The sequence below is a fragment of the Candidatus Latescibacter sp. IFSED24 genome (genome assembly GCF_058273205.1).
In genome coordinates this window covers 3,785,235-3,805,860 of the sequence record NZ_CM177850.1, presented here as the reverse complement: position 1 = coordinate 3,805,860, position 20,626 = coordinate 3,785,235, and the positions used below count along the sequence as shown (strand labels likewise).

Below are 20,626 nucleotides of genomic sequence, written 5' to 3'. Positions count from 1 at the left end.
GGATCCGCTGTCGGACCTAGTTGGTGCCCGGTAGATTCACCTCCACCGTCGACACGTCCACCGTGATCTCCTTCAGACGCTCGGCCGTCTCGGGCCGCACGTCCTCCTGGTAGCGTCCGCCGAGCTGCTTGCTCAGGAACTTCTCCATGGCCACGGCCAGCGCCTTGCGGTTGTTGGGAGCGCGGAAGCCGTGACCCTCGTCGGGCGCCACCACGTACTCCACCTCCTTGCCTTTCTCGCGCAGCGCCACCACGATCTGGTCGGACTCGTGCTGCTTGACCCGCGGGTCGTTGGCGCCGTGCACCACCAGCAGCGGGGCCTTGATCTGGTCGCACTTGAACAGCGGCGAGCGTTCGATGAGGTCCTGGCGGTCGGCCTCCACCTCGGGATCGCCCACCCGCTTGTACCACGACCCCTCGAGGAAGGGCTTCCAGTACTCGGGGAAGCTCTCGATGAGGGTGATCAGGTTGGACGGACCGACATACGGGATGCCGCAGGCGTAGAGGTCGGGCGTGAACGTCACGCCGGCCAGGGTGGCGTAGCCGCCGTAGCTGCCGCCGAAGATGGCGACCTTCTCGGGATCGGCGATGCCCTGGTCGATGAGGTAGTGCACCGCGTCGGTGACGTCGTGCTGCATGGCGCCGATGCCCCACTCGCGGTTGCCCGCGTTGAGGTACTGCTTCCCGTAGCCGGTGCTGCTGCGGTAGTTGACCTGCATCACGGCGTAGCCGCGGTTGGCGAGGAACTGGCAATAAGGTTCGTAGCCCCAGTAGTCGCGCGCCCACGGACCGCCGTGGATGTACATCACCACCGGCAGGTTCTCGGGCTGCTTGCCCTTGGGCAGCGTGAGGTAGCCGTGGATGGTCATGCCGTCGCGCGCGGTGTAGCGCACCGGCTGCATGTGCGCCAGGTGCTCGCTCGGCAGCTCGGGCCGCGAACGGTACTGCAGCGTCGCCTTGCCCGTGGCCACGTCGAAGAGGTAGACCGAGCCGGGATCGACGTCGCTGGAGACCGCGGCGAGCATCCTGGACATGTCGGTCGTGGTGCTGTTGATGGAGATCTCGCCCTCGGGCAGCGCCTTCTTCAGGCTCTCCCAGATCCGCGCGGCCTCGTCGGTCTTGGGATAGACGCGCACCCTGTCGCCCACGTAGAAGGTGGCCATGAGCTCGTCCTTCTCGGGGTGGAAGTTGGCGCCGCCGAAGTCGACCTCGCCGTCGGGATCGCTCTCGACGAACTGCATGACGCCGGTCTCGGTATCCATGAGCATGAGCTGCTCGAGGTTGGCCTCGCCCACGTTGGTGGCCACGTAGCAGTGGCGGCCGTCCTTGTGGAAGCGGATGGGATTGAGCTCTTCCTCGTAGGTGGCCTCGGCGAGCTTGGTGTAGCCCTGCAGGTCGACGCGCAGCAGCTCGGTGCCGCCGCCCGGGACGGTGCGCACCGCGAGGCGCATCTTGCCCTCGAGGTCGAACTGCCAGCCGGCGATGCCGTCGGTGTTCTCGCGGATGAGGTCGCGCTCGCCGGTGGCGATATCCACGCGGTAGACGTCGTGGAAGCTCGGGTCGCGGTCGTTGAGGCCGACGATGATGATGTCCGGCGCGTTCTTGGGCACCGAGTAGATGTAGGCGCGGACGCCGTCGACCGGGGTCAGATCGCGCGCCGGGGGCACGCCGGTGGCCTCTTCCACCTGGTCGGCGGGATTGACGGCCCAGACGTGGAAGTTCTCGTTGCCGCCCTTGTCCTGGACGTAGAGCACGTACTGGCCGTCGCGGCTCCAGAAGTAGCCGGGCACCGGCCGCTCGTCCGCGGTCAGCGGGCGGGCGCTCTCGAACGGTTCGTCGGCCTTCTTGATCCAGATGTTGCGGGCGCCCTTGTAGGGCTTGACGAAGCTCATCCACTGGCCGTCGGGCGACAGCTGCGAGCCGGAGACTTCCGGATCGCCGAAGAAGAGTTCACGATCGAGCAATGGGGGCATGGCCTCGGCGACCTCCTGGTTTCCGGACTGGCCGCCGCAGCCGCCGATCAGGGCGACCGACGCGGCGAGGGACACGGCTCCCAAGATTAGCCATAAGAAACGCTTCATGACAGGGCTCCTTGCGGGGTCAAGGACTTGGCTCCAGACCTGGGATCCTACGCGAGCAGCGGCAAAAGGTTGTCGTCAAATGATAACGGCGGCCCGTGGGGACCGCCGTCGCGGATCTTGATCGTCCCGGCGGCACTCAGGGCGCCAGCACCACCTTGACGCTGTCCTGCCAGCGCTCGCCGCGCACCTGGACCAGGTAGACGCCGGCGGGAGCGCGGTGTCCGGTGCGGTCGAGTCCGTTCCAGGTCAGGCGTTGCGGACCGGCGGGCAGCCGCCCCTGATGGAGGGTCCGCAGGCGGCGGCCGGCCAGGTCGAAGACCGCGGCCTCCACCTGCTGGTCCCGTGGCAACGCGAAGACCACGCTGGTCAGCGGGTTGAACGGGTTGGGCCAGGCGCGGACGGTGGGCTGGATCGCGGGGGTATCCGGAGCGGTCACCAGGGGCTCGGCGCCGGAGAGGTCGAACCGGCCATCGGAGATGTTGACGAAGAAGAAGAAGTTGTCGAGATCCACGGTCGTGCCGCTGAAGGTGCCGAAGAGGGTGTCGGCGTTGCAGGCCGCGATGTTGATGGTCCCCGAGGTGGAGACGAGCTTGTGGTAGGCGGGCAGGTCCTGCAGCCACTGGATGACCGTGGCGTTGTCCAGGGTGTCGGGCAGCGCGAATTCCTCGGCGTCGTCGATGAAGCCGAAGAGCGCGGTGCCCTCCTCGATATCGACGGGATAGGAGCCCGCGGTCAGGGGGCCGATGGTCTTCAGGCTGAGCAGGGCGCCGTCGAAGGTGCCGTCGGCGTTGGCGATGACGGCGTAGGCCACCGTGGCCACCGTGTCCAGGACGGTGGCCGCCGACCCGCCGCCCACGGCCTGCAGGATGCCGGGCGGCAGCGTGCCGTCGGGGGCCAGGCCCTCGCCCTCGGCCTCGAAATCGCCCGCATACCCGGGGAACGGGGTCTGGACGTAGCTGAAGGAGAGGCGGCCGGCGTCGTAGAGCGTGTCGGGCTCGGCGAGCTGGGCGGCCGCGGGCAGGGCGGCCAGCAGGGCCAGAAGGAACAAGGTGGAAACGAGGGGGCGACGGGCTGGCATGGCGGAATCCTCCAGGATTCGCTGGGCGAGGGAAGGGACCGGTGCCGGGAGTCTACCATGGACGGATCGGGGGAGGGAAGGCCGTAAGGTCGCCATGTCGCATATCGTATACCGTGGACAATGGATTGATGGATAAATATTGAGGCTATTGGGTCAATATTCTGGGTGTCGACACGCAGCTTCAGGTTCATCGCTGCCTCGACAATCGGGCATAAAGAAGCGCGAAGAGCAAACACCAGGCAGGGGGGCTGCGCCGTTTACGGTCCGCTCTTCGCGCTTATCCCTGAGGACACCGATATAGACGCAGGTCGAGCGAAGCGATCACACCGATCACGACAATAATCTCGAGTGGCCATCGGCTCAGCGCCCCGAGACCTGCGCCAGCAACCGTTCCGCCTGAGCACGCACCGCCGGATCCTCTCCGGCGCGCAGCAGATACCGCGAGGCTGCATCGTTCCGACCGCGTCGCACCTCGCAGGCCCCGAGCATGAGCCAGCCGCGACCCCGTCCGGGCTCCAGCGCCACCGCCCGTTCGTAGGCCGCCACCGCCGCGTCCCACCGCTCGACCTCGTACTCCAGATCGCCCAGCAGCATGAACAACCGCGCTGTCGGCGCCGCCGCCACGGCGTCGGCGAGCACCACCCGCGCGCTGTCGGGCTCGTGAGCGTTCAACCAGGTCGCGGCCAGCGGTTCGGCCAGCGAACGCTCGCCGCGGCCCTCGTCCCAGAGCCGGGCGTAGAGGCGGGCGGCCTTGCGCGGGGCACCGGCCGCGGCGTAGAGCTCGGCGAGGTGGCGGGTCTCGTCGGCGGAGGGGTCGGTGAGCCAGGCGGCCACCTGCAGCCGAATGGCCGCGAGGCGGATGTCGCCGGCGAGCTGGGCGAGCTGGCTGGCCAGGCGCCAGGACCCGGGATCGTCGGGATGGTCGTGGAGCAGACGCGTCACGCCGTCCGCCGCCCGGGCGGGCTGGTCGGCGGCGGCGGCGGCCGAGACCAGGGCACCGACCCAGTCGCGGGGGACGGTGTCGGGAACGTCCGCCACCAGCGGTGCGAGCACGTTCAGGGCGCTATCGGGCCGGTCGGCCATGATCCAGGCGACGCCGCTGTAATGGAGCAGCGCCACGTCGGGCGGAGACTCGGCAGCAGCCGCCTGGCAGCGATACGCGCGCCCGAACGCCGCCGCAGCCTCGGCATGACCGCCGGTCTCGTAGGCGGCGCGCGCCAGGTCGCGCCACACCAGGGCGGCCTGCGGTGCCTGCCGGCTGGCCGCGCGCAGGTGGGGCAACGCCTCGGCGGGGCGGTCCAGTTCGAGGAGATAGACGCCGAGCCGGTAGCGCAGCGCCGGATGGTCGCGGCTCTCGCCGGCGTCCAGGGCGTCGGCCAGGATGCGGCGGGCCTCCTCCAGGTCACCGCGCTGGCGCACGGTCTCGGCGCGGAACACCGCCCGGCGCACGGGCATGGGCGCCTGGGTGGGGTCGAGCGGATCCTCGTCGGCGGCCAGGGCTAGCAGCGGTAGGGCCAGGATCAGGAGCAACCAGCACCTCATGGCCGGCCCCCGCTCAGGTCGAAGCGCAGCGGCTGCACCACCCACGCCGCCACCGCCTCGCCGGCCAGCCGGCCCGGTTCGAAGCGCCAGCGCGACACCGCCTCGCGCACGGCCTCCTCGAACACGCCAGCGGGATCGGCCGACTCGATGATCACCTCGCCGACGGTACCGTCGCGCCGCACCAGGAAGCGGACCTGCACCGTGCCCTCGATGCGTCGTTGCCGCGCCTTGTAGGGATAGACCGGCGCCGTGGCCACCGTGGCGCGTGGCGGCGTGTCGAGGTCGCCCGCCTCGAAGACCAGCTCGCCGAGCGCGGCGGCCTGGCCGAAGAGAGCGGGGTCCAGCGCCACCGCCGGGCCGGCCAGGGCCGGGGCGGTGAGCGACGGGGTCGGCAGCTCGGGAGCGAAGTCCAGCTGGGGCGGCTCGCGCGGCGGTTCGGGTTCCCGGGTCCTCTGCCGTTCGGGCTCGACCTCGTCCCGCGGCATGGCCACCAGCGAGACCGGCATCGGCTCCGAGATGTCCTGCGCCAGAGGACGTTCGTGGACGAGCCGCGCCGCCACCACCAGCAGCACGCCGGTGATCAGCACCGCGACCACGGCTGCCAACGCCATCCGTCTCACGGGCCGGGCTCCCGCTTCGCCGCCAGCGACACGTTCTGCGCACCGGCCAGCCGGCACTGGTCCATGACCTGGACCACCTGGCCGGTCTGGCTCTCCTTGTCCGCCACCACCACCACGCCCGCCTCGGGATCCTCGGCCAGCGCGCGCTCCACCAGGCCGCGGACCGACCGCACGTCCACGCGCTTGCCCTCCATCCAGACCTCGCCCTCGCCCGAGACGCCCACCATGATCGAACCGCGCTCCATGACCTCGGCGGTGGCCGCGGTGGAGCGCTGCACGTCGATGCCCGATTCCTTGACGAAGCTCGTGGTCACCACGAAGAAGATCAGCAGCAGGAACACCATGTCGATGAGCGGCGACATGTTCACGTCGACCGCGTCGGTGCCGCGGATCGTGCGTCGGACGTTGATCATGACTCACCTCCGGAAGCGACGGCGGCGCGGCGGCCGAGGTCGCGGTCGAGCATCTGGGTGGTCTCGGCCAGACGCAGGCGGAGCTGCTCGGCCCGGTCGCGCAGACGGCCGCTGAGCACGAGCCCGGGGATCGCCACCAGGAGTCCGGTCTGGGTGGTCACCAGCGCCACCGAGATGCCGCCGGCCAGCGCGCGGGCGTTGCCCGTGCCGAAGAACGCGATCACCTGGAACGTCTCCATCATGCCGAGGACCGTGCCCATCAGGCCCAGGAGCGGCGCCACCGCGGCGAGCACCGCGATCACCTCGTGGCGGCTCTCCAGGTCGCGGTCCACCGCGCGCTCGCACTGGGCGAGGATCTCGCGATCCAGCCGCGGCTGGCCGCTGCGCACCGCGAGGAACGACCGTACCAGCCGGCCGCGCAGACCGCCGTCGACCGGCGCCGGCCCCTCGCCGCGCACCGCCGCCAGCGCCGCCGGCAGGTCGAGGTCGCCCCGGACCAGCCCGTGCAGCACGTGCCAGCGCTCGACGATCAGGGTCCACATCGCCACCGACACCACCACCAGCGGCAGCATCACCCAGCCGCCCTGGCGCAGGTAGGCCAGCGTCGCCTCAACCACGGCCGGGCTCCTCGCGCTGGCGATCGATGGTGTTGACCAGGTGCATGGCCTGCTCCTCCATGTCGCCGATGACGTGGTCGGTGCGGCGCTTGAGCCAGGTGTGCAGCAGCATGATGGGGATGGCCACCGCAAGGCCGATCATGGTGGTGACCAGCGCCTCGGAGATGCCGCCGGACATGAGCTTGGGATCGCCCGTGCCGTGCAGCGTGATGATGCGGAAGGTCTCGATCATGCCGGTCACGGTGCCCAGCAGCCCCAGCAGCGGCGCCACCGCGGCCGACACCGCCAGCATGGCCAGGCCGCGCTGGAGCAGCGGCAACTCGTGGAGGATCGCCTCCTGTAGCACGCTCTCCTGGATCTCGCGGGGCTCGTGGCGGACCTCGAGGCCGGCGCGCACCACGCGCGCCACGGGGGAGCGCCGGCAGGCCGCGTCGTCGACCAGCGTCTCGCAGGCCGCCCAGCCGCCGCGCGCCGCTTCTTCGTTCACCCTCACCATGATGCGGTCGGTGTTGGCGTGCACGCGCTGCAGGTGCTGGGCCTTCCAGAGCGCGGTGACCAGCGCGAAGACCGCGATCAGCAGGATCGGCCAGACGATGGGGCCGCCCTGCCGCAGCTGCTCCATCAGCGAAGGCTTGCGTGCGAGCTGGCGCAGCGCGGGCCCGCCGCTGAGATCCACCGGGACCAGGCCGGATTCGCCGGCGAGGTAGCGCTGGAGCTGCCGACCGATCCGGCGCTCGGGCGGATCGGCCAGCGCGGTCAGGCGCTGGCTGTCGGGGTTCCAGAGCAGGAAGCCGATCTCCTGGTCGGTGCGGTAGACCGTGGTGAAGCGGCCCAGGTGCAGGATCTCCCCCGCGGTATCGCGGCCGTCGCGCCCGCCGAAGGTTCCCTGGCGCAGCGCCACCTCGCCGGTGCGGGCCAGCTCGTCGAGGGCGGCGTCGGCCAGGCCGCTGATGTCGTCGAGGTCGGGGAAATAGCCCTCGCGCAGGAGCGCCGACACCGCGTCGAGGCGGCCGGGAGCCGTGGCGGTGAGCGGCGAACTGCGTAGCAGCGATTCGAGGTCGCGGGCGGCCACGCGCACGTTGCCGCTCAGCTCGCGGAACTCCAGTTCCTCGCGCGACCACTCCTCCTGCAGGCGGTCTCGCCGCGCGGTGGCGGCGGCCTGCCGGCGGGAGAGGTCGGCCAGCTCGGTCTCCAGGGCGCGCTGGCGCGCCTCGAGCGAATCCACCACGGCGGTGAGGCGGCCGCGGTCGGCGAGGATGCGCTCCTCGATGGCGGCGGCCTCGCGGCGGGCGGCCTCGCGGTCGGCCTCGGCCTGGCGACGGGCTTCGCGGATGTCCTGGGCGCCGGATATCGAGACCAGCGCCAGCAGGACGACCAGGATCAGATGGAGCGTCCTCATGGCGCGACCCTCCCCAGCGGCAGCGCCAGCACCCCGGCGGGCCGGCGACGCGTGGCCATCTCGGCGGCGCGGCGCACGGCCGCCAGGTCGCCGCCGTCGAGCTCGACGAAGGCCGCCGCCGCCGGATCCCAGACCCCGCCGCGCGCCAGGTCGGGTGTCAGCCAGAAGAGCCCGAGGCGCCCCACCTGGAGCATGTCGCAGGTGAGCTCCTCGCCAGCCACCGCGACGCGGTCCTGATAGACCTCCAGGGCTCCACCGTAACGAGCCTCGATGAGCACGGCCTCGAGCACGCGGCGCAGCTTGTCGGCGCTGTCGGCCGCGGGATCGCCGAGCTCCCCGCGCACCGAGGCCAGCCGTCGCGTGCGTTCGACCGGCAGGAAGGGCAGGTCGACCGCCACCGCGTCCTCGAGCCGGCGCAGGATCACCAGGAGCGTGTCCTCGAGGCTGGCCTCCAGCCGTTGCGACTCCGCGAGCCGGCGCGCCTGCTCGTCGCCCGCCGCCTCGAGCGCGGCCAGACGTTGCCGCTCGAGCGTGGCGCGTTCCTCGAGGTAGGCGACCTGCGCCCCGGCAGCCTGCCAGCGCGCCTGCAGGTCGGTGCGCTCGGCCGCCCACTGGTCCAGCTGCTCCTGGCTGGCCTGACGGGTGTCCAGCGCCTCACCCGCCACGGCGGTCACCTCGTCCGCAGCCTCCTGGGCCAGGACCAGCCGGCTGGTTCCGATCAGGAGCAACAGCACGATCCTCGCGGTCGTCATCATCCGCATCCTCGCTTTCGCGTGCTCATCGGCCTGGATATCCGTCAAGAACACGGCCGGATTCTCGCTTGCAGATCGCTGGTCCAGTCTATTGGCGATATGCCTCGTCGAACCTGAGGACGAGGTAATCTCCATCCGCCGACCAGGCGGCTCGGCCCATCGTCAGGACGCTGTCGGGCACCGCGTCCACCGGCGCCGCCACGAATGCGGCCCCCTCCCCCGCGCGCGCGGCCAGCCAGGTGGTCGTCAGATCCCCGCGCCCGGCCGACCAACCCTTGCGGTGCGCCAGGTACATCACCGTCGGATTGCGGTCGTTGAGGAACACGCCTCGTTCCGCCACCTCGGTATGCGCGGCGATGTGCCGGGCGAGCGCCCAGTCGGACGACCGCAACGGATCCTCGCGGCCCATATAGTCCACCCACCGCAAACCGCCGAGCACGACGATCGCCGCGAGGAAGAGGCCGGCGGCCGCCCTCGCAGCCGCACGGAAGCGGGTGGTCCCGTGCAGCAGCCAGTCGACGCCGCGGGCCATGGCGAACGCGACCGGCAGGATCACCGGCAACTGGTAGTACTCGTGGGCGAGGTTGCCGCCCTGGACGACGAGCAGATACACGAGGACCGCCACCAGCCAGGCGTCGAAGAGATGCAGCCGCGGTTCGCGGCGCGGCAGGAACAGTCCGATCAAGAGCAGCGGCAGGCCGCCCCAGGCCAGGTGGCGCTCGGCGATCGAGCGGAACAGGACGCTGTTCCAGTAGTGCCAGGTGGTCAGCAGGTGCCACTTGCCCCACTTGTCCGAGCCGTAGGCGAACACGCCGAACGAGATGCCGCTATCCTGGCCGAGCCGATGGGAATGGCCGTACCAGGCGCCGACCACGGCGAACAACAGGATGGCGTAAGCCCAGATCGCCGGCCGCCGCAGAAAACCCCAGCCGTGCTTCCGCCATGCCAGCCAGACCAGCGGCAGGCCGATGTACAGGCAGGGGATCTTGAGCAGGCAGGCCACGGCGATGCAGGCCCAGGAGGCCAGCAGTGTCCCTGGCTTGCCCGAATCGAGCGCACGTCGGAAGAGGGTCAAACCACCGGCCATCCCCGCCAGGAGCATGGGTTCCGGCATGAAGACCCGGCCGTAGAACAGGTTGAGCGGCAGGAAGGCGATGAAGATGGCGGTCCATCTCGCGATGCGCCTGCCGGCGGCCCACTTCGCCAGGTCGTACATGGCGGCGACCAGCGCGGTCCAGAACAGGGCCGACAGCAGCCTCCCCCACCATTCCTGGACGCCGGTGATCTCGTAGGCCGCGGCGACGATGTACGAGTAGAGCGGGAACTCCATGTCCACGTATCCGGGTCCGGCGCCGCCGAAATCGATCTGCGGCCTGAGGAGATCGTATCCGTTCTCGTGGAAGTTGCGCGCCACCGCGGCCGTGTCGGCTTGACGCCAGGAGTGCATGCCGATGATGGGGGCATCCAGCTGCACCAGACGGAAGGCGAAAGACAAGAGGAGGATCCAGAACAGCGGGGCGCGGAGGACTGGTATGTTCATGGCGGGCGACACATCCTGCGGTTCGGGTACCGGTGACCAACGCAGCGGCGCGAGCCGGCGGTTGTCAAACGCCATGGTGCGGTGCCGGCGCCGCGGCCCGGACCCGGTGGCGTTCGCTAGGGACCGTCGATCCCGAACGAGGCGAAGAAGTCGCGCGCCTCGCCGTCCGCGAAGAGTCCGCCCTCGTCGTTCACCGCCAGCAGCGTGTACACGTCGTGCCCCACCAGCAGCCCCCGCAGCCAGACCTCCCGCGCCCCATCGGCGGCGCTGGCCTGCACCTCCACGCCCTGGATGGCGCCCGCCTCCAGCGGCCGCTGGCGCTCGGCGCGCACGTCCAGATGCTGCAGCATGGCCTCGATCTGCGTCACCACGAACCGCGGGGTTGGCGCCGACCCGTCCTTCTCGTGCGCCTCGCGCATGACGCGGATGCTGTAGGCGAGCCCGCCGCCGCCCCCGGGCCGGCAGGTGTAGATCCACTCCTTGGCGGCGAACCGCGTGGGGCCCTCGTTCACCTCTTCCCGGATCCCCTTGCAGCCGTCGGGCCAGTAGACGTGGAAGCCGGCCTCCTCGTAGGCCCTCACGAAACCGCCCTCCACCAGGTCGGGCACCTGGGTGAAGGTCGAGCTCGTATCGCCCCGCGCCTCGGCCTGCGGTGTCGACTTCTCGCCGCCGCACGCCGCCACCATGATCAGCAGCATCAGGACCAGCCAGCGCATCATCGTCCCCTCGCCGCGAGCAGCCGCTCGATCTCGTCCAGGCGCTCGCCATAGAGACGGAAGATATCGCGGAACGGCTCCCGCGTCATCATGTCGACCCCGCCGCGCGCCAGGTTCTCCACCGGGTAGAGGCTGCAGCCCGAGCGCAGGATGTCGAGGTAGCGCTCTCGCTCGGACTCGCCGCCGGCCAGCACCGCGCGGCTCAGCGCCACCGCCGCCGAGTAGGCCGTGGCGTACTGGTAGACGTAGAAGTTGTAGTAGAAGTGCGGGATCCGCGACCAGGTGAGGCGGCTGCGTTCGGGGTCGAGCTGCGCCTGCGGTCCCCAGTAATCGCCGAGGATCCCGTGGTAGAGGTCGCCCATGGCGTCGGCGGTGAGGGTCTCGCGCTGTTCGGCGAGCTCGTGGACCTTCAGCTCGAATTCGGCGAACATGGTCTGCCGCACCACCGTGCCGGTCATCTGGGCGAGGTGGTGGTCCAGGAGGTAGAGCCGCCGGTCCGGGTCGGTGGTGGTCTCCAGGAGGTGGTCCAAGAGGAGCAGCTCGTTGAACGTGCTCGCCACCTCGGCGGTGAAGATGGGGTAGTCGCCGTAGACGTAGGGCTGGTGGCGCGCCGCCAGATAGGAATGCAGGCTGTGGCCCAGCTCGTGGGCGAGGGTGAAGGTGTCCGAGAGCTGGCCCGACCAGTTCAGCAGGATGTACGGCTGGGTGTCGTAGACCCCGCTGGAGTAGGCGCCGCTGCGCTTGCCCTGGTTCTCGTGGACGTCGATCCAGCCCTCGCGGTAGCCCTGGCGCACGGCATCCTGGTACGCCGTCCCCAGCGGAGCGAAGGCCTCCAGAAGCAGGTCGCACGCCTCGGCGTACTCGAACTTGATCTCGGCCTCGCCGAAGAGCGGAACGTAGAGGTCGTGCTCGCGGAGCGGGTCCACGCCGAGCACGCGCTGCTTCAGCGCGGTGTAGCGGTGGACGGTGGCGAGGTTGGCGCGCACCTCGGCCAGCAGGTTGTGGAAGACCTCCACGGGCACCGCGTCGGGGTGGAGCGCGGCGTGGAGGCAGCCGTCGTAGCGGCGGCTCTCGGCGCTGAAGACGTGGTTCTTGACGTTGGCGTCCATGGTGGCGGCCAGCGTGTTGGCCACCGCGCCGTAGGTGTCGAGATAGCCCTCGAAGGCCTGGCGCCGCACCTCGCGGTCGCGCGAGCGCAGATAGCGCGAGAACCGCGCGTGCGACAGCGCGACCTCGTCGCCTTGTTCGTCCCGGATCACCGGGAAACGCATGTCGGCGTCGGTGAGCGCGGAGAAGATGCGGCCGGGGCCGCGGGTCACGTTGCTCGCGGCCGCGAGGAGCGCCTCGCGGTCGGGATCGAGGGTGTGCTTCCGCAGGCGGCGGACGTCGTCGAGGTAGTGGGCGTAGAGCCGGAGGCCCTCGTCCTGCTCGAGGTAGCCCGCGATCACCGCGTCGTCGAGGGCCAGCAGCTCGGGCTCGAACCAGCTCACGGCCTCGGCGAAACGGGTGGCCAGGCTGCCGGCGCGTCCGCGGCGCGCGGTGTTCTCGGAGATGCGCGTGTCCTCGTCGCTGCGCATGGACGCGTAGACCGACACCACCTCGAGTTGCCGCTGCACCGCATGGATCGCCCCGATGGTCTCGAGCAGCGCGCCCGGGCCGGCGGCCGGCGAACCGCGCCGCTGCGCCAGCCCGGGCAACGCCGCCTCCACCGCGGCGAACGCCTGCTCCCAGGCTGCCCAGTCGGCGAAGACACGATCGACACGCCACTTGAAGCGTTCGTCGATCTCGTGGCGTTCGGGAGCGCTGTGGCCGCCGCCCTGGGCGATCTCCTCGTCGAACCGGGGCCGATGGCGCATGAGACGGACCTCTCCTGGTCTGCGGGACGGTGAAACTGATCTGGCAGAATGTAAGCCACGGCCGCAGCGGCTGCCAACGGCCGGTTTTACAGGTAGGTCACTTGCGGCGATAGGCAGCGGGCAGCACGTACTCGTAGAGCGCCCCGTCGCGGCCCAGGGTCTCCGAATGGCCGATGAAGAGGTAGCCGCCGGAGACCGTGTGCCGGTGGAAGCGCTGGACCAGCGCGTCGCGGGTGGGACGGTCGAAGTAGATCATCACGTTGCGGCAGAACACCGCGTCGAAGGCCTTCTTGAACGGGAAGGTGGTGTTCATGAGGTTGTGCCGGCGGTAGACCACCTCGCTGCGGATCTCGTCGACCACCTGCCAGGTCCCGGCCTGCGGGCCCTTACGGAAGTACTTGCGGCGCAGCTCGGCCGGCATCTGCTGCAGCCGTTCCTCGCTGTAGATCCCGGTCATGGCGGTGCTGAGCGCGGTGGCCGAGATGTCGGTGGCCAGGAGCAGCGGCTTGAGCGCGGCGTAGTCGGCGCCGTAGGTCTCCTTCATGAGCATGACCAGTGTGTAGGGCTCCTCGCCGCTGGAGCAGCCGGCGCACCAGAACCGCACGTTGCCTCCCTGCTGGCGGTGCCGCGCGGCGGCCTCGGGCAGCACGGTCTGGGCGAAGTGGTTGAAGTGGCTGTTCTCGCGCCAGAAGAAGGTGTGGTTGGTGGAAATGCGGTTGGCCAGCTCCTCGAGGCCCTCGCCGGTCTGGTCGTCGTGCAGCCACTGGAGGTAGCTCGCGAAGTCGGGCAGCCGGCGCTGGCGCAGCACCTTCTGCAGCCGGCCCACCACCAGCGACCGCTTCTGCTCGGTGAGGTTGATGCCGAAGTTGTCGTAGACCAGCTGGCGGACGGTCTGGAATTCCTGCTCGGTGATCCGGAGCGATTCCTGCGGCGGCGCGACTTTCAGACCCATGTCGACCTCGTTGGGTAGGCAGCTAGACGCTCACGGGCAGGCCGATCTCCTGCAGCGTGGACAGGAACTTCTTCTTCTCGATGGGCTTGACCACGTAGCCGTCGCAATCGTTGCTGAAGGCGGCCATGACGTTGTCGTGGTCCTCGAGGGCGGTGGTCATGATGACCCGGGCACGCTCCCGGACGTCGACCGCGTGCTCGCGTTCCAGCGCGCGCAGGCGCTTGAGCGTCTCCTGGCCGTCCATCCCCGGCATCATGATGTCGAGGCAGACCAGGTCGTAGCGCTCGTTGGCCAGCAGGACCTGCTTGAAGGCCCCCACGGCCTCGTTTCCGTTGACGGCCACGTCGCACTCGCCGTGGGCCTCCAGATAGCGGCAGAGCAGACGCCTGCTGATGAAATCGTCCTCGACTACCAGAACTCGCATGTTGTTTCCTCGGGTCCGCGGTCGGGTCACGGGTCCTCGGCACGGGGCATGATAGACCCCGCCGCCTGGTCGGAACTCTGCTACCTTATCGGCCGGGGTCGCCGGGGCTTTATCCCGGAATAACCCCTTGTGGCCATGGCCATTGACAGGAGGTCGGCGTGCCCGAATTGCCAGAGGTCGAGAGCGTGGCCCGAGCGCTGCGCGAGAACCTGCAGGATCGTCGCTGCACCGGCCTGAAAGTGCATTTCGGCGGCGTGCTCGAACCCTCGGCCGCCGCGGTGCGGCGCGCCATGGTGGGGCGCGTGCTCCGACAGGTCCAGCGCCACGGCAAGTACCTGGTCCTCGACTTCGACGGCCCCAGCCACGTCATGCTCCACCTGCGTATGACCGGCCAGGTCTTCGTCCTCGAGGGCTACCGGCCCGACCAGCACGTCCACCTCACCCTGGACTTCGCCGGCAAGACCGTGCACTACCGGGACATCCGCAAGTTCGGCCGCTGGCGGGTGGTGGGCGACGGCTGGCGCACCGAGGAACTCGCCCACGTGGGCCCCGACATGCTCGCGGTGCGCTTCGCCGAGTGGCACGAACGCGTGCACCGGCGGCGGGCGCCGTTGAAGGCCGTCCTGCTCGACCAGGGCGTGGCGGCGGGTCTGGGGAACATCTACGTCGACGAGGCGCTCTTCCGCGCCGGCGTGCATCCGCTGGCGCAGCCGGCGGAACTGGACCGGCCGACGCTGCAGCGCGTGCTCCGCGAGGCCAAGGGCGTGCTCCGGCTGGCCATCCGCCACGGCGGCACCACCTTCCTCAACTTCACCGACTTCCACGGCAAACCCGGGAATTTCCGGCGGAAGCTGAGGGTGTACGGACGCCGCGGCGAGGCCTGTGGTCGCTGCGGCGCCGTCATCCAGCGGCTCGTCATCGCGGGACGGTCGTCGTGCTTCTGCCCCGCTTGCCAGGCGGCGGGCCAGCCCCGCTGATCAGAGCTCCAGCAGCTGGCGGACGTACCGGGGCGCCGGCGATCCGAATGACAGCAGCCGGTCGTGGAATTCCCGGTGCGTGTACGCGGCGCCACGCCGCGCCTGCCAGTCGCGCCGCAGCGCATTGAGCTCGAGGTTGCCCACGTAGTAGGTCGACAGCTGGGTCGAGGTCAGGCAAGCGCGGACCCACTTGCCGGCGGCCTCGCCCTCCTCCTGGAAACCCTGCTCCATCATCAGCGCCATGGCCTCGGTCTCGGTCATGCCGGCGGTGTGGATCTTCTGGTCGATGATGGCGTTGATGATCAGCCGCAGCCGCATCTTGAGCTGCTGCATCTCCAGCTCGGGGCCGCCGTGGCCAGCCTCCACCATGAGCTGCTCGGCGTAGGTGGCCCAGCCTTCCACGAAGGTGCCGCTGGTGAAGACCGCGCGCACCGGGGTCGAGCCCCGGTAGCGGTTGGCGTGGTTGATCTGCAGGTAGTGGCCGGGCATGGCCTCGTGGATGGTCAGATTCTGCAGCATGTAATCGTTGTACTCGCGGTAGAACGACCGGGTGCGCTCGGATGGCCAGTCGGCGGGCGTGGGCGCGATGGCGTAGAAGCAGGGCAGCTCGGGCTCGAGCGGTCCCGGCGAGTCGCAGTAGGCGATGGCGATGCCGCGCTGGTGCTCGGGCATGACGATGATCTGCACCGGCTCCTCGGGCACGGCGACCAGGTCGTGCTCGCGGACGAAGGCGGTGATGCGGGCGAGGTCGCTGCGGGCCTGGTCGACAATGGTCTCGTCGCCGGGGTGGTCGTCGGCGAGGTCGTCGAGGACCGCGGCGACGACCGCGCGCGCGGACAGCGACGCCGGCGGCGGCGCCTCCGGACCCAGGCGCTCGGCGTAGAGCGACAGCGCCAGCTCGTGCAGCCGCGCGGTGGTGGCGGCCAGATCGCGCTCGGCGCTGGCCAGGATCTCCTCGGGAGCAAGGTCGCTGGAGAGGGTGAAGCGCAGCTTCCGCCGCCAGCGCTCGTCGCCCAGCCGGAAATCCCCCGTGGACCGGGGCAAGAGATCCTGCTCGAGCCACTGGCCGTAGAGCGAGAGCGCGGCGATGGCCTCGGCGCGCGGTCCGGCGAGCTGGGCCCGCAGCTCGGGCGCCTCGTCGAGGTAGGTATCCAGGCCGTCCATGACCAGGTTGGTGGTGCCCTGGATCTGGGTGATGGCGGTGCGTGTGGCCACCGCCGGCGGGTCCTGCAGGTTGACGCGGGCCGTCTCCAGGAACGCGGGGATCTGCTCGAGACGGCGCTGTAACTGGTGCAGCCGGTGGGGCAGCGGGGCGAAATCGCGGGCGAGCAGCGCATAGAGCGCATCCCCGGGGTTGTAGAGGAGCGGGTCTGTGCGGTGCTCCTGCAACTCCTCGTGGCGGAAGATGGCCTCCTTCACCCGCTCGAGGAGGATCTCGCGGTCGATGCGGTCGGCGGCGTCGAGCGCGGCGGGGTCGATGGCCCGCAGGCTGTCGCGGTAGGCGCGGTTGAGGTCGGCCCAGGCGTCGAGGCTGCCCAGCGAGAGGTCGGGCAGCGCGTCGTCGTGGTCGTGGTTGCCGAGCTGGGTGGCCCAGACCGGGTCGTGGGCGTAGAGCGCCTGGAGGTAGCGGCCGGCCAGGCCGGTGAACTCGGCCTCGGCGGAGGGACCGCGGTCGCAGGCGGTCAAGAGCACGATGGGCATCAGGACGGCGAGGGCAGCGAGGCGGCGCATGGCGGACCTTCCGTGGGGAGGAAACGAGGATGGGCGGGAACCTAGCATGAGGTCGCGGCTGCGGCAACCTGGGGTCGGATCAGGGGGCGCGTGGCGACCCGCTTCAAGATATCTTCAAATTTCTCCAACTTGTTGATTATAAAGGCAGGGAAGAGTATGATCCGGCCATATTTCAGAGGATCTTCTTCGATTGCTACGGCACCATTGACCAACGGCCCCATTTCGAACAAGGACGTCCAGGGGGGTCTTGTATCAGGGGGAACAGAAGGGCGTTCGACGGACGCGTATCTGCCCGTTTTGATCTGCCATCATTCATCCCAGACACACTTGATTCGCACCCCTCGGTCTACTGCTCCAGGATGACAGCTCTGGTATCGGGATGTTGGATCTCAGCCCATCGAAAGGATCACGACGATGCCTCATGCAAACAGGACAACCTCCGGCTTGATCGAAGGTGGCCCCGAGAGCGTGGTCGGATCGCTGAGACTGCACGATAGGAACTCGCCCCGGGGGCCCCATTCACCACATCGCCCCCACAGCTTTCATTCCGACCGAGGGAGCCAAGCCATGAAAGCGACGCCTGTCCGGATGATCATCGTCCTGCTGATGCTGCTGGGATTGCTGGGCCAGGCCCTGGGCGACGAGCTCTACGTCGGCCCCGGCGAGACCTACGCCACCATCCAGGACGCCGTGGACGCCGCCGTGAGCGGCGACACCATCCACGTGGCCGCCGGGACCTACGTCGAACAGGTGTTCATCGACGGTAAGGACCTCGCGGTGATCGGCGCCGGACAGGGCCTGACCACCGTCGAAGCCCCGGCGTCGCTGGCCGTGGCCTATACCACCGGATCGGGCGACCACCATCCCGTGATCTGGGCCCAGGCCGCGGAGGTCCAGCTCTCCGCGCTGACCGTCGACGGCGCCGGCATGGGCAACGACCACGATCAATTCATGGGTGTGGACTACCACAACGCGGGCGGCTCGGTGAGCGACGTGGAGATCGTCCGCGTCCGCAACACTCCTTTCAGCGGCGCCCAGCACGGCGTGGCGCTCTACCTCTACAACGAAGACGCCACCGCCCGCACCTTCACCGTGCAGGACTGCCTGATCCACGACTACCAGAAGAACGCCATGGCTCTGTTCGCCACCGCGGGCACGGCGCTCGACCTGACCATCGACGGCAACGAGACCGTGGGCCAGGGCCCCACCGACATCACCGCTCAGAACGGCCTCCAGATCGAGGGCCCCGACATCACCGCCACCGTCACCGGCAACCTGGTGCGCGACGTGGCCTGGGACGGCTCCACCTGGACCGCCACCGGTCTCATCCTCTACGACTGCACGGGCAGCCTCACCGGCAACACGCTCCGCGGCTGCCAGACCGGCATCTGGCTCACCCTCGCGCCCATGACCATCACCGACAACGAGCTCACGGTGCCGCGGGTGGCCGAGTTCGGCATCGGCCTGATCGCCGACAACTACGTGGGCGGCTTCAAGCTGAACCGCCGCACCAAGCGCTCGCCGCAGCCGCTGCAGGAGAAGCCTCGCCAGCCGCGCGCGGCCAAGGCCACCATCGCCTACGCCATCACCGGCAACACCTTCGCCCTCGACCCGGCCGTGGCCGACAACCTCGACTGCGTCGGGCTCTGGCTGCTCAACGAGCAGGGTCTGGACGACCTGGAGTTCGCCGCCACCGGCAATACCTTCGCCGGCTTCGACCTGGCGGCCTACGTCAACGAGGCGACGCCCACCGACGGCACCATCCTCGCCGCGGACCTGGACCAGAGCTCCTTCGCCGCCTGCACCGCCGGCGTCCTCAACGACGCCCCGCTGGTGGTCGACGCCGAGGACTCGTGGTGGGGCGATGCGGCCGGACCCGGCGGCGAGGGCCCCGGCCAGGGCGCCACGGTCTCCGTGAACGTCGACTACGACCCCTGGATCGCCGACCTCACGAACCTGCTCTGCGTGCCCGACCCCCTGGTCCTCGACGCGGTCACCCCCGCCGGCACCGTGGTCTTCGACTACACCGGCGGCGCCAGCGGCCGCATCTACGGCTACAGCATCGACGTGGTGTGGGATCCCGAGGTGGCCACCGCGGTGGCCGCCGACTTCGGTCTGCCGGCCAGCGGCGATTTCGCCGCCGCCACGCTCTTCGCGGCCCAGGACATCGACACCGGCCACGTCCGCGTGGACGCCGCGCTGGGCGGCGAGGTGCCCGGCACCTTCGCCGCCTCGCTCTTCCAGGCGCTCTTCGCCGCGGCCACCGGCGCTACCGGCGGCGCCGAGACGCCGCTCACGATCACGGTCAACGAGATCCGCGACGTGGACAACGCCATGCTCACCGGCCTGCTCCCCGACCCCGGCCTGGTCGTGGTCGACCTCGACGCGCCCGCGATCCTCGAAGTCCTGGTCACCGACACCACGCTGCCTTCGGTGGACTGGACCCGCGACGGCCATGACATCCAGGTCGACGCCACCGTGGTCGAGGACGACATCGCCACCCTGACCTGCGACCTCACCGCGTTCGGCGGCCCGGTGCTCGGCCTCGGCGACGCCACCGTCGACGGCAATGTCTACACCTGGACCTTCGGACCGCTCGCCGACACGGGCGACGGGGCGGTGGCCGCCGTGATCACCTGCTTCGACGGCCTCGGCCAGTCGGCCACCCTGAGCGACGAGATCACCGCCGACAACACGCCGCCGCTGCCGCTCGTGGGCCTGCAGGTGCTGCCCGGCCACGAGCAGATCCACCTGGCCTGGACCGAGCCCGCGGCCGACGGCGGTTCGCCCCTCGCGGGCGTGGCCTTCCGCTACGCGGCGTGGGGCGGCTACCCCCACTATACCGGTGCTGTGCCCGACGCCCCGGCCGACATCACCCAGGGCGAACCCGTCGGCGACCCCGTGTCCGGCGCGCTCTGGGACTGGGCGATCGCGCCGCGCGACGTCTACGTACTCGCGGGCTTCGTGGTCGACCTGGTGGGCAATGCCGGCCCGCTGGGCGAGACCGGCGCCGCCACCAACTACTGGCTCGGCGACACCGACGGCGACGGGTATCTGACCGTCGACCCCGACGTCAACGCGCTGGGCGAGAGCTACGGCAAGACCTTCGGCCAGGAGGGCTACGACGGCGACTGCGACGTCGGTCCCACCTTCGATTACAGCCAGCGCGGCATTCCCGATCCCCAGAGCGACGGTTTCCAGGTGCAGTTCGAGGACCTGATGGTCTTCGCGCTGAACTACGGCGAGGTCGATCCCGCGCGGAAGTTCGACGGTGGCGAGGTGCCCACCTTGCGCTGGGAACGCCTGGACGAGATCACCTGGGTGCTCGCCCTGCTCGAGGACTGCACCAACCTCAAGGGCGTCCAGGTGACCGCCGAGCTGCCCGCGGGCGTGAGCTGCCAGATCGCCGGCGGCGCGCTGCTCGGCCAGCAGGATGCCCCCGTCTTCCTGCGCAACATCGCGGCCAACGGCCTGGACGCAGGCCTGGCGACCATCGGCTTCGGCGAGGCCATCACGGGCCACGGTGAGTTGCTACGGGTGACCACGAGCGCCCCCGTGGCCGACCTCGCGGCCAAGGTGGCCGCGCGCGATCTCGGCAACCAGGAGCTGCTGGTGGAGCTGCCGCAGACGACCGGCGCCCCCGTGCCCCAGGCGCACGCGCTGGCGCAGAACTACCCCAACCCGTTCAACCCGGCCACCACCATCGTCTTCGCGCTGCCGCACGACGAGCGGGCCCGGCTGGCGATCTACACGGTGGAAGGCCGCCTGGTGCGCACGCTGCTCGACGAGGAGCTCGCCGCCGGCCGGCACGAGGTCGTGTGGCAGGGTCGCGACGACGCCGGCCGCCAGGTGGCGACCGGGACCTATTTCTACGCGCTGCGTGCGGGCGACTTCCGCCAGGTCCGCAAGATGATCCTGGTCAAGTAGAC

The 20,626-nt window shown here is 69.9% G+C and carries 16 protein-coding genes; 2 read left to right on the top strand and 14 right to left on the bottom strand.

The annotated features are described in order from the left end of the window. Nucleotides 1-16 precede the first annotated feature (16 nt). From IFSED24_RS15390 to IFSED24_RS15330, 13 genes are all read right to left on the bottom strand, one after another. Nucleotides 17-2,080: a S9 family peptidase gene (locus IFSED24_RS15390; RefSeq protein WP_491332361.1), complete on the bottom strand. Its 2,064-nt coding sequence runs from the start codon at nt 2,078-2,080 to the stop codon at nt 17-19. Nucleotides 2,081-2,216: 136 nt separating this feature from the next. Further along, nucleotides 2,217-3,158: a FlgD immunoglobulin-like domain containing protein gene (locus tag IFSED24_RS15385; RefSeq protein WP_491332360.1), complete on the bottom strand. Its 942-nt coding sequence runs from the start codon at nt 3,156-3,158 to the stop codon at nt 2,217-2,219. A 360-nt stretch (nt 3,159-3,518) separates the two neighbouring features. Beyond that, on the bottom strand, nt 3,519-4,700 hold the full coding sequence (locus IFSED24_RS15380) for a tetratricopeptide repeat protein (protein WP_491332359.1): 1,182 nt from the start codon (nt 4,698-4,700) through the stop codon (nt 3,519-3,521). Then, the gene (locus IFSED24_RS15375; RefSeq protein ID WP_491335068.1) at nt 4,697-5,311 is read right to left on the bottom strand and encodes an energy transducer TonB; all 615 of its coding nucleotides are present in this window, start codon (nt 5,309-5,311) and stop codon (nt 4,697-4,699) included. Before IFSED24_RS15375 ends, IFSED24_RS15380 begins: the two co-directional genes overlap by 4 nt. 5 nt (nt 5,312-5,316) lie before the next feature. After that, on the bottom strand, nt 5,317-5,733 hold the full coding sequence (locus IFSED24_RS15370; RefSeq protein ID WP_491332358.1) for an ExbD/TolR family protein: 417 nt from the start codon (nt 5,731-5,733) through the stop codon (nt 5,317-5,319). Then, on the bottom strand, nt 5,730-6,350 hold the full coding sequence (locus IFSED24_RS15365; RefSeq protein ID WP_491332357.1) for a MotA/TolQ/ExbB proton channel family protein: 621 nt from the start codon (nt 6,348-6,350) through the stop codon (nt 5,730-5,732). The genes IFSED24_RS15370 and IFSED24_RS15365 overlap by 4 nt, the downstream gene beginning before the upstream one ends. After that, nucleotides 6,343-7,749 (bottom strand): MotA/TolQ/ExbB proton channel family protein, encoded by a 1,407-nt coding sequence (locus IFSED24_RS15360; protein ID WP_491332356.1) that lies wholly within the window; start codon nt 7,747-7,749, stop codon nt 6,343-6,345. The genes IFSED24_RS15365 and IFSED24_RS15360 overlap by 8 nt, the downstream gene beginning before the upstream one ends. After that, nucleotides 7,746-8,501, bottom strand: coding sequence for a DUF3450 domain-containing protein (locus IFSED24_RS15355; RefSeq protein ID WP_491332355.1), 756 nt, complete (start codon nt 8,499-8,501; stop codon nt 7,746-7,748). Before IFSED24_RS15355 ends, IFSED24_RS15360 begins: the two co-directional genes overlap by 4 nt. 88 nt (nt 8,502-8,589) lie before the next feature. After that, nucleotides 8,590-10,041, bottom strand: a complete 1,452-nt coding sequence (locus IFSED24_RS15350; protein WP_491332354.1) for an ArnT family glycosyltransferase — start codon at nt 10,039-10,041, stop codon at nt 8,590-8,592. 116 nt (nt 10,042-10,157) lie between these two features. Next, nucleotides 10,158-10,760 (bottom strand): hypothetical protein, encoded by a 603-nt coding sequence (locus tag IFSED24_RS15345; RefSeq protein WP_491332353.1) that lies wholly within the window; start codon nt 10,758-10,760, stop codon nt 10,158-10,160. Beyond that, on the bottom strand, nt 10,757-12,613 hold the full coding sequence (gene pepF / locus IFSED24_RS15340; protein ID WP_491332352.1) for an oligoendopeptidase F: 1,857 nt from the start codon (nt 12,611-12,613) through the stop codon (nt 10,757-10,759). Before pepF ends, IFSED24_RS15345 begins: the two co-directional genes overlap by 4 nt. Before the next feature lie 97 nt (nt 12,614-12,710). Then, nucleotides 12,711-13,565: a CheR family methyltransferase gene (locus tag IFSED24_RS15335; protein WP_491332351.1), complete on the bottom strand. Its 855-nt coding sequence runs from the start codon at nt 13,563-13,565 to the stop codon at nt 12,711-12,713. 22 nt (nt 13,566-13,587) lie between these two features. Then, a complete protein-coding gene (locus tag IFSED24_RS15330; protein ID WP_491332350.1) occupies nt 13,588-13,989 on the bottom strand; it encodes a response regulator in 402 nt (133 codons plus the stop codon). Nucleotides 13,990-14,147: 158 nt separating this feature from the next. On the opposite strand from IFSED24_RS15330, the gene mutM reads away from it, so the two are divergent. Continuing rightward, on the top strand, nt 14,148-14,966 hold the full coding sequence (gene mutM, locus IFSED24_RS15325; RefSeq protein WP_491332349.1) for a bifunctional DNA-formamidopyrimidine glycosylase/DNA-(apurinic or apyrimidinic site) lyase: 819 nt from the start codon (nt 14,148-14,150) through the stop codon (nt 14,964-14,966). Here the strand turns inward: mutM and IFSED24_RS15320 are convergent, their stop codons facing one another. After that, nucleotides 14,967-16,697 (bottom strand): DUF885 domain-containing protein, encoded by a 1,731-nt coding sequence (locus tag IFSED24_RS15320; RefSeq protein WP_491332348.1) that lies wholly within the window; start codon nt 16,695-16,697, stop codon nt 14,967-14,969. It lies immediately after the preceding gene. A 567-nt stretch (nt 16,698-17,264) separates the two neighbouring features. On the opposite strand from IFSED24_RS15320, the gene IFSED24_RS15315 reads away from it, so the two are divergent. Further along, nucleotides 17,265-20,624, top strand: coding sequence for a FlgD immunoglobulin-like domain containing protein (locus IFSED24_RS15315; RefSeq protein WP_491332347.1), 3,360 nt, complete (start codon nt 17,265-17,267; stop codon nt 20,622-20,624). Nucleotides 20,625-20,626: the final 2 nt, after the last annotated feature.

Bases quoted from the DNA above. Each gene is read 5' to 3' on its own strand.
- IFSED24_RS15360 (WP_491332356.1), bottom strand. From the start codon at position 7,749: ATGAGGACGCTCCATCTGATCCTGGTCGTCCTGCTGGCGCTGGTCTCG.
- IFSED24_RS15370 (WP_491332358.1), bottom strand. From the start codon at position 5,733: ATGATCAACGTCCGACGCACGATCCGCGGCACCGACGCGGTCGACGTG.
- IFSED24_RS15355 (WP_491332355.1), bottom strand. From the start codon at position 8,501: ATGACGACCGCGAGGATCGTGCTGTTGCTCCTGATCGGAACCAGCCGG.
- IFSED24_RS15380 (WP_491332359.1), bottom strand. From the start codon at position 4,700: ATGAGGTGCTGGTTGCTCCTGATCCTGGCCCTACCGCTGCTAGCCCTG.
- IFSED24_RS15320 (WP_491332348.1), bottom strand. From the start codon at position 16,697: ATGCGCCGCCTCGCTGCCCTCGCCGTCCTGATGCCCATCGTGCTCTTG.
- IFSED24_RS15330 (WP_491332350.1), bottom strand. From the start codon at position 13,989: ATGCGAGTTCTGGTAGTCGAGGACGATTTCATCAGCAGGCGTCTGCTC.
- IFSED24_RS15390 (WP_491332361.1), bottom strand. From the start codon at position 2,080: ATGAAGCGTTTCTTATGGCTAATCTTGGGAGCCGTGTCCCTCGCCGCG.
- IFSED24_RS15385 (WP_491332360.1), bottom strand. From the start codon at position 3,158: ATGCCAGCCCGTCGCCCCCTCGTTTCCACCTTGTTCCTTCTGGCCCTG.
- IFSED24_RS15315 (WP_491332347.1), top strand. From the start codon at position 17,265: ATGAAAGCGACGCCTGTCCGGATGATCATCGTCCTGCTGATGCTGCTG.
- pepF (WP_491332352.1), bottom strand. From the start codon at position 12,613: ATGCGCCATCGGCCCCGGTTCGACGAGGAGATCGCCCAGGGCGGCGGC.
- IFSED24_RS15350 (WP_491332354.1), bottom strand. From the start codon at position 10,041: ATGAACATACCAGTCCTCCGCGCCCCGCTGTTCTGGATCCTCCTCTTG.
- IFSED24_RS15335 (WP_491332351.1), bottom strand. From the start codon at position 13,565: ATGGGTCTGAAAGTCGCGCCGCCGCAGGAATCGCTCCGGATCACCGAG.
- IFSED24_RS15345 (WP_491332353.1), bottom strand. From the start codon at position 10,760: ATGATGCGCTGGCTGGTCCTGATGCTGCTGATCATGGTGGCGGCGTGC.
- IFSED24_RS15375 (WP_491335068.1), bottom strand. From the start codon at position 5,311: ATGGCGTTGGCAGCCGTGGTCGCGGTGCTGATCACCGGCGTGCTGCTG.